General features: G+C 39.9%; 11 protein-coding genes. 6 read left to right on the top strand and 5 right to left on the bottom strand.

What is annotated here, in order from left to right; translation table 11 throughout:
* Positions 1-251: 251 nt before the first annotated feature.
* Genes HDF25_RS00140 through HDF25_RS00130 form a run of 3 tightly spaced genes read left to right on the top strand, consistent with a single transcriptional unit; the run spans position 252 to position 4,058 of the window.
* Complete coding sequence (locus HDF25_RS00140) at positions 252-2,690, top strand: penicillin acylase family protein (RefSeq protein ID WP_184621523.1); 2,439 nt, start codon at positions 252-254, stop codon at positions 2,688-2,690.
* A 3-nt stretch (positions 2,691-2,693) separates the two neighbouring features.
* Positions 2,694-3,044 (top strand): hypothetical protein, encoded by a 351-nt coding sequence (locus HDF25_RS00135; RefSeq protein ID WP_184621521.1) that lies wholly within the window; start codon positions 2,694-2,696, stop codon positions 3,042-3,044.
* A 30-nt stretch (positions 3,045-3,074) separates the two neighbouring features.
* Complete coding sequence (locus HDF25_RS00130) at positions 3,075-4,058, top strand: acyl transferase (RefSeq protein WP_317618177.1); 984 nt, start codon at positions 3,075-3,077, stop codon at positions 4,056-4,058.
* Positions 4,059-4,061: 3 nt separating this feature from the next.
* Here the strand turns inward: HDF25_RS00130 and tyrS are convergent, their stop codons facing one another.
* Entirely contained in the window at positions 4,062-5,348 is a 1,287-nt protein-coding gene (gene tyrS, locus HDF25_RS00125; protein ID WP_184621517.1) for a tyrosine--tRNA ligase, read from the bottom strand.
* Positions 5,349-5,529: 181 nt separating this feature from the next.
* Between tyrS and HDF25_RS00120 the strand changes: the two genes are divergently transcribed.
* The 3 genes from HDF25_RS00120 (at position 5,530) to dapA (ending at position 9,214) form a co-directional block, all read left to right on the top strand.
* On the top strand, positions 5,530-6,219 hold the full coding sequence (locus tag HDF25_RS00120; protein WP_184621514.1) for a hypothetical protein: 690 nt from the start codon (positions 5,530-5,532) through the stop codon (positions 6,217-6,219).
* Between the two features lie 90 nt (positions 6,220-6,309).
* Positions 6,310-8,328, top strand: a complete 2,019-nt coding sequence (gene ligA, locus HDF25_RS00115) for an NAD-dependent DNA ligase LigA (RefSeq protein ID WP_184621512.1) — start codon at positions 6,310-6,312, stop codon at positions 8,326-8,328.
* A 4-nt stretch (positions 8,329-8,332) separates the two neighbouring features.
* The gene (gene dapA / locus HDF25_RS00110; protein ID WP_184621510.1) at positions 8,333-9,214 is read left to right on the top strand and encodes a 4-hydroxy-tetrahydrodipicolinate synthase; all 882 of its coding nucleotides are present in this window, start codon (positions 8,333-8,335) and stop codon (positions 9,212-9,214) included.
* 52 nt (positions 9,215-9,266) lie between these two features.
* Here dapA and HDF25_RS00105 read toward each other — a convergent pair whose 3' ends face one another.
* From HDF25_RS00105 to ftsA, 4 genes are all read right to left on the bottom strand, one after another.
* The gene (locus HDF25_RS00105) at positions 9,267-9,446 is read right to left on the bottom strand and encodes a histone H1 (RefSeq protein WP_184621508.1); all 180 of its coding nucleotides are present in this window, start codon (positions 9,444-9,446) and stop codon (positions 9,267-9,269) included.
* A gap of 262 nt (positions 9,447-9,708) precedes the next feature.
* A complete protein-coding gene (locus HDF25_RS00100) occupies positions 9,709-10,950 on the bottom strand; it encodes an aminotransferase class I/II-fold pyridoxal phosphate-dependent enzyme (protein WP_184621506.1) in 1,242 nt (413 codons plus the stop codon).
* Between the two features lie 170 nt (positions 10,951-11,120).
* Positions 11,121-12,755, bottom strand: coding sequence for a cell division protein FtsZ (gene ftsZ, locus HDF25_RS00095; protein WP_184621504.1), 1,635 nt, complete (start codon positions 12,753-12,755; stop codon positions 11,121-11,123).
* A gap of 129 nt (positions 12,756-12,884) precedes the next feature.
* Positions 12,885-14,246: a cell division protein FtsA gene (gene ftsA, locus HDF25_RS00090; RefSeq protein WP_184621502.1), complete on the bottom strand. Its 1,362-nt coding sequence runs from the start codon at positions 14,244-14,246 to the stop codon at positions 12,885-12,887.
* Between the last annotated feature and the right edge of the window lie 5 nt (positions 14,247-14,251).

The raw sequence follows: 14,251 nt of genomic DNA, 5'->3' as shown, positions 1-14,251 counted from the left end.
TGACAAAGCTAAAGTGTTAATTATTATGCCAAAACACAAGATTTTTCAGCTAATTATTGAAACAGAAATTTAATTATTCATTCTTAATTCGCTTTGCTGAATCTATTTAGCTTTTTGTTAAACAAAGCTGATTCTGTTGTCTGCAAAAAAACATAAATCTTATTAAGATTAGTAATCAATACAGTTTTATATTAAATTGCCATACAATACCAAAATTCTGAACTATCCATTAACTGGTAATTAGTCCCTATATGAGGAATAAACTTAAAGCAGTCATTTGCATCATTATACCTGTACTCCTGGCCTTTGGTTTAAATACCAAATTTGGTTCCCTGCCTCCACTCTTAAAGTTTCTCAATCCATTTACCGGTTTCTGGCAAAATGCGGAGAGAATGAGTGTTGCACAACAAAGCTCTCTCAAGCTCAAACGGACAGAAGAAACTGTAGATGTAATTTTTGATGACCGCATGATTCCTCATATTTTCGCTAAAAATGACCATGACGTTTATTATGCCCAGGGTTATATTACTGCAATGAACCGTTTATGGCAAATGGAATTTCAAACCCGTTATGCTGCCGGAAGATTATCAGAAGTAGTAGGCGCAAAAGCTATTGAACTTGACAGGTACCAGCGTCGGATGGGGATGGTTTATGGTGCAGAAAACTCACTGAGAGGCATGATGGAAGATCCTAAATCAAAAGCCATGATTATGGCTTATACAGACGGGATCAATGATTATATCCACTCCCTTTCCAGTTCACAACTTCCTTTAGAGTATAAAATACTGGATTTTGTACCCGAAGACTGGACACCCCTTAAATGTGCCCTGCTGCTCAAACAAATGTCAGCAGTACTGGCTATGGGTTCGGATGAGTTTTACATGAGTAATATTTTAAAGAAATATGGCCCCGGAGTAACTGCAGATCTGTTTCCCGATTACCCTTTCCGGGAAGACCCGATTATTCCTGTGGGAACCAAATGGAATTTCAAACCGCTACCCGTTCCACCAACTCCGCAATCCTATACTGAGATGACTACTGGTAAAGTGAAGACTAAAGAACTCGAAGACGGAATTGGTAGTAACAACTGGGCATTATCAGGTGCAAAAACTGCTTCAGGTTATCCAATTCTGGCCAATGATCCACATCTGAATTTAACTTTACCTTCTATCTGGTACCAGATACAATTAAATGCCCCGGGATTAAATGCCTATGGTGTTTCCCTGCCGGGTGCTCCGGGTATCACTATCGGGTTTAATAAAGATATTGCCTGGGGGGTAACCAATGTGGCTGCAGATATCCTTGATTTCTATCAGATCAGATTTAAAGATGATACACATAAACAGTATTTCTATAATAAAACCTGGAAAAATACAAAGATCAGATTAGAGACTATAAAAATCAGAGGGGCTAAAACTGAAGTCGATACTGTCTTTTATACCCATCATGGACCAGTGGTTTACTTTCATAAACCAGAGAAACTTAAAATGGCCGACAATGTCCCACTGGGTAATGCACTTCGCTGGATCGCCCATGATAAATCAAATGAGCTCATGACTTTCTATAAACTGAACCGGGCTAAAAACTATGATGATTACCGCAAAGCCCTGACTTATTACAGCGCACCTGCGCAAAATTTCATCTTTGCCTCCTCTGCAAATGATATTGCTATTACTGCAAACGGAAAATTTCCATTAAAATGGAAAGATCAGGGCAAATTCATCCTGGATGGCTCCGACCCGAAAAACGACTGGCAGGGCTGGATCCCTGCTGATCAGAACCCAACTGTCAAAAACCCCGAAAGAAACTTTGTAAGCTCAGCGAATCAATCTTCTACAGACCCAACTTATCCTTATTATATCAACTGGGAATTCGGGTCTTATGAAAGAGGCAAAAGGATTAATGACAGGCTTAAGGTTATGCAGAAAGCGACCGCAGATAGTATCCGGATAATGCAGAGTGACAGCTATAGCATTCTTGCACAAGATCTGCTGGTTGCTCTTGTTTCCAGAGTTGATCCTGCTAAACTAAATGCAACTCAGAAAGAAGCGCTGGAAATTACCGGTAAATGGAATAAGTTTTTCTCCGCAAAATCTGTCGGGGCGAGTATTTTCGATCTCTGGACTAAACGCCTGTTCTTTGATATATGGGATGATGATTTTACAATAGCTTCCGTTCCTATGCGTTATCCTTCAAAAGACAGGACTACAGAACTGATTTTAAAAGATCCCGGTTCTAAATGGTTCGATAATGTGAATACTCCACAGAAAGAAACTTTAAATGACCTGGTCAATGAAGCTTTTAAATATGCCTGCGACAGCCTGGAGAAAAAAAATGGACCAATTGGTAAAAACTGGCGCTGGGCTAATGTAAAACAAACCCATGTACCACATTTGGCTAATATCCCCGGAATGGGTTCTAAAACATTAATGATCGGAGGTGCCAAGAGTACGATCGATGCGCTTGGTGAAACAAATGGCCCTTCCTGGAGAATGATAGTTGAATTAGGAAAAACACCAAAGGGACATGGCGTATATCCTGGTGGCCAGTCTGGTAATCCCGGCAGTTTCTTTTATGACAATATGATTGATACCTGGGCAGACGGTAAATTATACGATCTCTATCTGATGCAATCTGCCGATGATACCAGCGCTAAAGTTCTCCAACATTTAAAAATCTCAAAGAAATAACACATGGTCTTTTTAGTTATACTCATAGCCTCTTTTCTGTTACAGCTGATTTTACCCTGGTGGGTTATTGTAATCATTTCGTTCGCCACCTGCGGGCTGATTGGTAAAACGGCAAAAGTTTCCATATGGCAACCTTTTTTTGCTATTGTACTTTTATGGACTGGTATGGCCCTGTACAAAAGCCTGCCAAACCATAACCTGCTGGTTTCGCGTGTTGCTGAAATGTTTACACTCCATGCCTGGTGGCTGATATTATTAATCTCTGTTGTTCTGGGCGGATTTGTAGCTGCAATAAGTGGTTACTGCGGGTATCATTTCAGAAAAGCCGTACTAGTCAAAAAATCGAACACCTGAAATTAGAACCTGTTTATGTATTTTTGCGGTGTGAAAACTTTAATTCCTCAGCTTTTTTCTATCCGCGACGAGAAACAATTTAATGAGACTGCACTGGCAGTATTCAAACATCAGGCAGCAGCTTGTATGCCCTATCATCAGTTTATCACTAATCTTGGTGTAAAGGCAGCACAGATTACTCATGTGGCCGATATTCCATATTTGCCGATTAGTTTTTTCAAAAGCCATAGTGTGGTCAGCAATACCGACCCGGCAGAAGTGGTTTTCAGCAGTTCCGGCACCACGGGTCAGATTCAGAGCCGTCACCTGGTTACTGACCTGAAAGTATATGAGGACAGTTTCAATAAGGCCTTTACTCAATTTTACGGACAGATTGAAAACACTTGTTTACTGGCATTGCTACCGTCCTATCTGGAAAGAGATGGCTCTTCATTAATTTATATGATTGATTCTCTGCTCAATCAGAGTAAACATCCTGACAGCGGTTACTTTCTTCACAACCATGAAGAGCTTTATCAGAAATTAAATGCTTTAAAAACCGCAGGACAGAAAACTATACTCATCGGTGTAACTTATGCCCTACTCGACTTCCTCGAGCTTTATCAGCTTGATTTCCCCGACCTGATTGTCATGGAAACCGGCGGAATGAAGGGTAAGAGAAAAGAAATGGTCAGAGAAGAGTTACACGCAATACTCAAAAACGGATTTGGTGTAGAAGCCATTCACAGTGAATACGGAATGACAGAGTTGCTTTCACAGGCTTATTCTTCAGGTAATGGTGTATTTGATTGTCCAAACTGGATGAAGATTGTGTTAAGGGACACTAACGATCCCCTAACACTCCTCAATTCTACTCAGACAGGAGGTATCAATATTATTGATCTGGCCAATATCAACTCCTGTTCATTCATTGCTACCCAGGATCTGGGTCGTTTATTGCCAGGCGGTTCCTTTGAAGTACTTGGCCGTTTTGACAATGCAGACATCAGAGGTTGTAACCTGCTGGTACAGTAAAAATTATTCCGCGATCAGCAGGAAATAGTTCTTTTTACCTTTCTGAACGATTATATATTGATCATTAATGAGGTTGCTTGCAGTATAATGTGCAGTAACCTCAGCTACTTTCTCTTTGTTAATACTTAATCCACCACCCTGGATAGTTTTCTTCACCTCACCTTTCGATGGGAAAACAGTTGTTTTCTCTGCCAGTAAAGTTGCTACATCCAAACCAGCAGCTAATTCTTCACGGCTGATCGTAAATTGCGGCACACCTTCAAATATTTCGAGGATATGTGCAGGACTAAGACTCTCTAAAAAGGATAAAGAACCATTACCAAATAAAAACTCTGAAGTTTTCAGGGCCGTTTCCAAAGCAGCTTCAGAATGCGTTCTAACTGTAATATCAGTCGCCAGGGCTTTCTGTAAGATTCTCAGATGCGGTGCAGCATCATGTTCAGCTTCCAGCTTTTCCAGTTCTTCCTGAGTCATTAGCGTGAAGATACGGATCCATGATCTCGCATCAGAATCTGTAGCGTTCAACCAGAACTGGTAATATTTATAAGGTGAAGTTTTTTCCGGATCTAACCAGATTGCTCCACTTTCAGTTTTTCCAAACTTTGTTCCATCGGCTTTTTTGATCAGTTGTGTAGTCAGTCCGTAAGCGGTACCTCTGTCCTTTCTTCTGATAAACTCTGTCCCTGTTACAATGTTACCCCATTGATCCGAACCACCCATCTGTATCGTACAGTTGTTATTCTTCCATAAATAGTAAAAATCGTATCCCTGGATCAGCTGGTAGCTGAATTCGGTAAAAGACATTCCAGTATCACCTTCCAGACGTTTTCTGACACTGTCCTTAGCCATCATATAATTCACAGTAATGTGTTTACCCACATCCCTGATAAAATCAAGAAAACTAAAGCCTTTAAACCAGTCAGCATTATTAACCATCACAGCACCATTACCTCCTTCACTGAAATTCAGAAACTGATTTAACTGTTTCTTGATTCCGTCCAGATTATGTGCTAATGCTTCTTCTGTCAATAAATTTCTTTCTTCAGATTTACCGGAAGGGTCGCCCACCATACCAGTTGCACCACCTACCAGTGCATAAGGTTTATGACCCGCACGCTGGAAATGAATCAGGGTCATGATCTGAGTCAGGTGACCAACATGTAAAGAATCTGCTGTAGGGTCAAAGCCGATATATCCTGAACACATACCTTCATTTAATTTATCTTCTGCATTGGGCATGATATCGTGTAACATGCCTCTCCATCTTAATTCTTCAACAAAATTGGTCATCGTTCTATACTTTTTGGCAAAGATAACAAACAGTTTAAATTTAGAGCCTGTTTAAAACTGTCAATTCAAAATGATTAAACAAATTATTTGACGAATGTTAAACAGGCTCTAAGTTTATAGTTATATTGTAAACAACAGATTTTCCAGGCGAAATCATATTGAAAAACTTTATTTTAAGCCCATGAACTTTCTTTCCCATTTTTATTTTGAGCGGCAAAATTCCAGTGCGTATGTGGTGATGGGTGTGGTATTGCCTGATCTGATTAAAAATGCGGATAAAGACTGGAACCTGAACCCACAAAAAGACGAGTACCTGTTCAGGGATGTCCCCGATTATGCCGATTTACTGAGAGGCTGGAAAAGACATCTTGAGGTAGACCGTATATTCCATTCCTCAGACTTTTTTAAAGAGCAGACGGCTAACCTGAAACAACTGATTCTACCTGCTTTACAAACCGGTCCGGTCAAGCCTTTCTTTCTGGCCCATATCGGACTGGAGCTTATCCTCGATCACCTTCTGTTAACCCAGGATTTTGTAGACACTTCACAATTCTATCGTCAGCTTAGTGCTGCACATACCCAATCCCTGGCTGGTTTCCTGAAGTTTGCCGGATTACCAGATCAGGGCCGTTTTGATCATTTTCTGGATAAATTCATCTCCAGTGAATACCTTTTTAGCTATGAGAAAATCGAGCATATCACCTATGCCCTGAACCGGATCTGTATGCGTTTATGGCTCAATCCTTTTACGGAAGCACAGCTACAGCTGCTGACACTTAAACTGGAGGAATTCAAAGAACAGCTGAACCAGCAGGGCTTCTTAAAGATATTTGACCAGATTGAACTGGAGCTGGATCTACAGTCCTTCTAAGTTCCGTTTGGATTTTTCAGGTAAACCTGTTTAAGGCTATTTTTTAAGCGAGACAAGGCAAATATTGTGGTGATTTAGTACCTTCGCCTTATGTCGGAATCCACTATTAAAGACACTATAGATGCATTGGTTAAAGAACTTAACCAGCACAGTTATAATTATTACGTATTGGCAATGCCTACTATTGCCGATTACGAATTTGACAAGAAACTGGAAGAGCTTACCAGGTTGGAAAAAGAATATCCGGAGTTCGCGGATCCGGATTCCCCTACCCTGAAAGTAGGTGGATTTATCACCAAAAATTTCGTGACGGTAAAACACAGATGGCCGATGCTGTCATTAGGTAATACCTATAATGAAGAAGATTTACGTGATTTTGATGAACGCATTAAAAAATCAATCGGAGATAATTTTGAATACGTATGCGAACTAAAATTTGACGGGCTTTCTATCAGTTTAACTTATCAGGATAATAAACTGTTAAGAGCCGTTACCCGTGGCGACGGTACCAAAGGAGATGACGTTACAGAAAACGTAAAAACAATCAGTAATATTCCCCATCATCTAAAAAACGCTGGTGCGCCACCATTATTTGAAATCAGAGGAGAAATTCTGATGCACCGTGCAGCTTTTGAAAGATTGAATCAAGAAAGAGAAGAACTGGGAGAAGTATCTTATGCTAATCCCCGGAATTTTGCTTCAGGTACTATAAAAATGCAGGATTCCAAAGAAGTAGCCAAAAGACCTCTGGATGCCTTTTTCTACTCACTCAATACTGAAAAAGAATACTTTAAAACGCATTGGGAAAGTCTTCAGGCCCTTAACCAATGGGGTTTCCACGTTTCTGAGCATACTAAACTCAGCAATAACATTGATGATGTGCTCGAATTTGTCCACTACTGGGAAAACGAGCGTTTTAAACTCAGTTATGATATCGACGGAATTGTAATTAAAGTGAATAGTTTCACCCAGCAGCAGGAATTGGGTTTCACTGCCAAATCACCTCGCTGGGCAATTTCCTATAAATACAAAGCAGAAGAAGTAGAGACAATTCTGGAAAGCGTGAGTTATCAGGTAGGCCGTACAGGTGCAGTTACACCCGTAGCCAATCTAAAGCCCGTACAGTTAGCAGGAACAACAGTTAAACGTGCTACGCTACATAATGCCAATGAGATCGAAAGACTCGATCTGCACGTCGGAGACAGTGTATTCGTAGAAAAAGGCGGTGAGATTATCCCCAAGATTATTAACGTAAACTTCGACAAGAGACAAGCCGGAGCACAAAGAGTTATTTACCCGGTAATTTGCCCTGAGTGCAGTACTACCTTAATCCGTAAAGAAGGCGAAGTTGCTTTTTATTGTCCCAATGATGAAGGCTGCCGTCCCCAGATCGTCGGTAAAATACAGCATTTCATTTCCAGGAAAGCGATGAATATAGATGGACTGGGTGATGAAACAATTGAATCATTTTACCATAGAGGACTGCTGGGCCATATCAGTGATTTATATACGCTGAAAGATAAAGCCGAAGAGCTGAAGAACATTGAAAGATTTGGAGAACGGTCTATAGAAAATATGCTGAAAGGCATAGAACTATCCAAACAAATGCCCTTTGAAAAAGTTCTTTTTGGTTTGGGGATAAGGTATGTTGGAGAAACTGTAGCCCGTAAACTGGCTAAGGGAACAGGAAGTATTGATCGCTTAATTGCTGCTACGCAGGAAGAACTAACAGCCATTGACGAAATCGGGCAACGTATTGCGGAGAGTATTACTGAATATTTCAGCAAAGAAGCTCATTTAGATCAAATTAACTTACTGAAATCCTACGGATTACAATTTGAAACTATAGATACAGTAATTACACTTGACAGTGACCGTTTAACTGGAAAAACATTCGTAATTTCGGGGGTTTTTGAGCAATACAGCAGAGAGGAGCTCAAAGTAATGATAGAAAATAATGGTGGGAAAATATTAAGCAGTATTTCCGCTAAACTGAATTACCTGCTGGCAGGTGATAATATGGGGCCATCCAAATTAGAGAAAGCCCAAAAGTTGAATGTTCCCCTGATTTCAGAGAACGACTTATTAGAGATGTTGAATAAAGATTAAAAAAATGAACAAATTTCATGGAACCGGTGTAGCCCTTGTTACACCATTTAACGCAGACGGATCGGTAGATTATGACGGTTTAAAAAAACTGATCAACTATCAGATCGACGGGAAGGTAGAATACCTGGTATCGTTAGGTACTACAGGTGAAACAGCAACACTTAATAAGGACGAGAAGAAGAAGATCTGGGCATTTACAGCAGAAATAAACAATGGCAGATTACCACTTATTGCCGGTATCGGTGGAAACTACACCGCTGAAGTAACAGCAGCAATCAAAGATTTTGACAGTCTGGGTTATGACGCTATACTATCGGCAAGCCCATATTATAATAAACCTACACAGGAAGGAATATATCAGCACTATAAAGCAATCAGCGAATCAACAGATTTACCAGTACTGCTTTATAATGTTCCTGGCCGTACAGCCAGTAATGTAAGTGCAGAAACTACATGTCGTCTGGCAACAGACTTCAAAAACATTATCGGAACAAAAGAAGCTTCTGGCAATTTTGATCAGTTTAATCAGATTATGAGAGATAAACCAGCAGACTTCATGCTGATTTCAGGTGATGATCCTGTAGCGCTTCCTATGATTTCATTGGGTGCTGTAGGTGTAATTTCCGTTGTTGGAAATGCTATTCCACTGGTATTCTCTGAAATGATCAGATTGTGTCTGAAAGGTGATTTTAAGGCTGCTCAGGTGCTTCATCTGAAAACCGTTGAGTTTACCCGTTTAGCCTTTGAAGAAGGTAACCCTGCAGGTATTAAAGCTGCACTAAAACATTTTGGTGTTTGTGGGGATGAGGTACGTTTACCACTTGTAGCAGCTTCTGACCGTCTTACACAGTTAATCAGTGCACAAATTCAGCTGATCAACAGCTAAAAAAAACGCCCCGGTATTACCGGGGCGCTATAAATAAAATCAGGAAATCTGGTTAAGCCTCTTTGTTCTTCGTTTCCTGGATCTCTAAACGTATAGTCTGAGCTAAATTTTTAAGATCCTGCATACCTTTACGTACACGTGTTCCAGCTGCACTGTTGGCTTTGTTGTAAAACTTGTCTGCATCAGCTTCTAATGTGGCCACAAGCTTTTTTAACTCTTCGAATTTTTTCATTTCTAATTACCTTTTTGGTTTATTTTTAGGTTTGATTAATACTCAATTACTAATGTAAGCGGTTTATTCTAATAAATGAAAAATTACTATAATAATTAAAAACGATAAAACCGTGTTTTTATCCACAAAAAACAAGGTTATTCACAAATAAAGCTAAAAACAAAACTTATTTAACTGAAACACAGATAAATAATAAAACAAGAAAAAATAAAAAGGCCCTTTACACAACTGTAAAGGGCCTTTTTATTTTTCAATATTTTACCTATTCAGGGTTGAATTTATTATCATTATAATAACCGCTTTTCAACTTATCCGCTACTTCGCTAAAAGCTTCCAGTGTACGTTGAACATCTTCTAAAGTATGCATAGCTGTCGGTATCAGTCTCAATTCAATTAATCCCTTAGGAATAACCGGATACACTACAATTGAACAAAAGATACTATAGTTCTCTCTAAGGTCCATCGTCAGTGCAGTAGCCTGTAATAGCTCACCTTTCAGGAATACCGGAGTAACCATGGTATTAGTAATACCCAGATCAAATCCGCGGTCTCTTAATCCTTTTTGAAGCGTCGTTGCAATGTTCCATAATTTCTCTCTCAGCTCCGGATTGTTTTTCAACAATTCCAGACGCTTCAGCAAGCCGATTACCATTGGCATCGGTAAGGCCTTGGCAAAAGTCTGAGAACGCATATTATATCTGAAGAAATTAGTTATTTCTTCTGTTGAAGCTACGAAAGCACCAATTCCGGCCATTGACTTGGCAAATGTTCCGAAATAGATATCTACTCCTTCGATACAATCCTGCTCCTCATGTGTTCCGGCACCAGTCTTACCCATCGTACCAAACCCATGTGCATCATCAATTAACAAACGGAAATTGAAATCTTTTTTCAGTTCAATCAGTTCTTTTAATTTCCCCTGTGCACCAGACATACCGAAAACCCCCTCAGTAATTACAAGGATCCCTCCGCCAGAACTTTCTACCAGTTTGGTAGCACGTTCCAGTTGTTTACGGGCACTTTCAATATCATTATGTTTATAAACAAAACGTTTACCCAGATGAAGACGTAAACCATCGATAATACAGGCATGAGATTCACCATCATAAACGATTACATCATTTCTGTCTACCAGACAGTCAATAATAGATAACATGCCCTGGTAACCATAATTCAGCAGAAATGCATCAGGTTTCCCTACAAATTCTGCAAGTTCCTGTTCCAGCTGCTCATGGTACTTGGAATTTCCGGACATCATTCTGGCTCCCATAGGATAAGCCATACCAAAATCTGTAGCTCCTTTTAAATCAGCTTCTCTTACTTCAGGATGGTTAGCTAATCCAAGATAATTATTTAAGCTCCAGACTAAGTGTTCTTTACCCCGGAAATTCATATGCGGCGCGATGGGGCCTTCCAGTTTCGGAAAGGAGAAATATCCATGCGACCATTTTTGGTGTTGCCCAAGCGGGCCCATATGCTTTGCTATCTTTTCAAAAATATCCAATGTATCTGTATTTAAGTTGTCTTATTATTTTGTGCAAATTTAAGCTTTCTACGGCTCAATTACAAGATTGGCCAAAAAGCGGCAATCTTTTTGGCATACCTACGATTATTATGCCAAAAAAGCCTTAACAACAAATTGTTAAGGCTTTTTACATATCTTATATAGATTAATTAATCAACGTTATCGTGAAGGAAGGAATTATTAGGTCTGATTTCAGTACCACCTTCTTCATCATTGCTCAGTGTAAACCTCGATACCTGCGATTCAGAAGAGTGCTGCACCTGCTGTAATTGTGTTTGTTTACGTTTATAAGCAGGTTCATTTTCCAGTTCCTGTAATCCATTGGTTGTACGCAATTTCATACTCAGATCTTTCAGTCTCATGATCCGCTCTTTTGATTTTTTCAGCTGATCTTCAATTGACTCATCATTTTTATCATCATCCAATCCAGGTTCTACTATCTCTTCCTGTTGTGGTAAGGCAGCCTGTTCATTATATCCTGATTTTGGTGTTTCAAAAACAAAATCAGTTTCTGATACCTTCAATTCAAAATCGATTCCCGATTCCTGCTCATTTTTGGCCTGCAGGTTTTCTTCCTCTACCAGTGTATGTCTGATGATTCCATTATCAGAATCTTCTTTTCTGTTTTTATTGCCACTGTACATGTCACCGAAAAGATCCGACTGTTTAATGTCGTCTTTCAGTTTCATCACCGGCTCATTCGTGTAAGCACCTGCCTTTGGCTCAATGAATGAGTTTACAGGTTCCAATGGTTTTACCAATGGCGCTTCTTCCGGAGTCAGCAAAGAAATTTTCTTTACATTCTTTTTATCCTGAGCACGTTGTTCTGTGGTCTGGAAACCAGTTGCAATAATCGTTACTGAGAGCTTTTCACCCAGGTTTTCATCAATACAGTTACCCCAGATCAGATCTGCAGATAAACCAGCTTTATCCTGGATATAATCCGTAATAATAGCTACTTCATCCATGGTTACTTCCTGTAAACCAGAACTGATGTTCAGCAGGATGTATCTTGCACCTTCAATCTCATTGTCTTTCAACAATGGAGAAGCCAATGCACCTTCTACGGCATTCAGCGCTCTGTTCTCTCCTTCACAGGCAAAACTACCCATGATAGAAACACCACTGTCCTTCATTACCGTACGTACATCCTTAAAATCCACGTTGATATATCCCGGAACAGTTATAATCTCAGCAATACCTTTTGCTGCTGTAGTTAAAATATCATCCGCCTGTGCGAAAGCAGAGCCCAGCGTCAGGTTACCGAATATTTCACGTAAACGATCATTTGAAATTACCAGGTAAGAATCTACGTATTTCTTTAATTCATCCAGACCATCTTCGGCCTGCATTTTACGTCTTTTACCTTCGAAAGAGAAAGGAGTGGTAATAATAGCAACAGTTAAAATGTCCAGTTCCTTCGCTGCCTGAGCAATGATCGGACTGGCACCAGTTCCTGTTCCACCACCCATACCCGCAGTAATAAACAGCATTTTTGTCGTACTGCCTAACATGCTTTTGATATCGTCTATATTTTCAATAGCCGAATTTTTTCCCACTTCCGGAATTGAGCCTGCACCCATTCCTTCGGTTAAACTTGCACCTAGCTGTACTTTATTAGGTATAGGGCTGAACTCCAATGCCTGCGCATCAGTATTACAGATTATAAAGTCTACACCTGCTATTCCTTGACGGTACATATGGTTAACCGCATTACCACCACCGCCACCAACACCAATTACCTTGATGATTGATGACTTATCTTTTAACATTTCAAAATACATATATTTATGAATCAGTTACTTAAAAATTGGTTTTACCTGTTCATCTCTCATTGTAATATTAACACTTTTTCAACACACGTTTTCCACAAGTGTTTAGAATGTGGAAAAATCGTCCATTGTGGATAAATACTACGGTTTTATATAATCCTCATCACTTACGTTCATGTCGTCCTTGATAAAATCCTTAGTTTTTGCTAATAATTTATCAAAAAGTCCACCACCCGGACGCTTAACTTTATCCTTTACAGCTGCAGGTCTTTCGACATACACACCTGGCTGTTTCAGTTCTTCAATCAGTTCTTCAGCTTTCTGGATTCCTTTAATCAGCAGGCCGACACTGGTCGCGTACATCGGGCTTTTCAAGTCATCATAAATAGTTTTAGGCATATCCTCGTACTTCGACAAATGTTCGTTCGGATAACCTACACGACAATCCAGTCCTGTAACATATTCTACCAGCTGAGAAAGATGTTTTAATAACGCTCCACCGCCGGTAATCACTACACCACCAATCAGTTTTTTCTCATAACCAGAAGATTTAATCTCGTAATAAACATGCTCAATGATTTCTTCCATACGGGCCTGGATCACATAAGCTAGGTTTTTTACGGAAATTTCTTTAGGCTCCCTGCCACGAAGACCAGGAACACAAATAATTTCATTTTCTTTATTTTCTTCAGCTAAAGCAGAACCGAAACGTGTTTTCAAAAGTTCAGCCTGATTTCTCATCACTGAACAACCTTCACGAATATCTTCAGTTACACTATTTCCACCAAAAGGAATAACTGCCGTATGACGGATAATACCTTCGTGGAAAATAGCAATATCAGTAGTACCACCACCAATATCAACTAAAGCAATACCGGCTTCTTTTTCTTCGTCGCTCAATACAGATTCTGAAGAAGCCAGTGGTTCTAAAATTAATTCCTGAGTTTGTAAACCTGCGTTGGTCACACATCTCATAATATTTTTCACAGCTGTTACCTGACCAGAAATAATATGGAAATTCGCTTCTAAACGAACACCTGCCATACCAATCGGATCTTTTACACCTGGTTCATTATCGACAGTAAACTCCTGGGGCAGTACATGAATGATTTCTTCTCCCGGGGGCATAACCAGTTTGAACATATCATCAATTAACTTATCCAGATCTTTTTTACTGATCTCATTATTCAGTTCTCTTCTTGTCAGGATTCCACGGTGCTGTAAACTTTTGATATGCTGACCAGCAATACCTACGTTTACGACACGTACTTCCACGTTAGACTGACCACTGGCCAGCTCAACAGCTTGTGAAATACCCTGTACAGTTTTTTGAATGTTGGAAACCACACCACGGGTTACGCCCGCCGATTCTGCTTTCCCAATACCCAAAACCTCAATCTTGCCATGCTGTGTTCTGCGACCAACTATCACACAGATTTTTGTGGTACCGATGTCCAGCCCCACTACTATCGGAGACTGAACGGTGGTTTTCTCTTTGCCCATAACTA

The sequence above is a fragment of the Pedobacter cryoconitis genome (assembly GCF_014207135.1).
GTDB classification, from domain to species: Bacteria; Bacteroidota; Bacteroidia; order Sphingobacteriales; family Sphingobacteriaceae; genus Pedobacter; species Pedobacter cryoconitis_D.
This window is presented reverse-complemented; position numbering and strand designations above follow the sequence as displayed.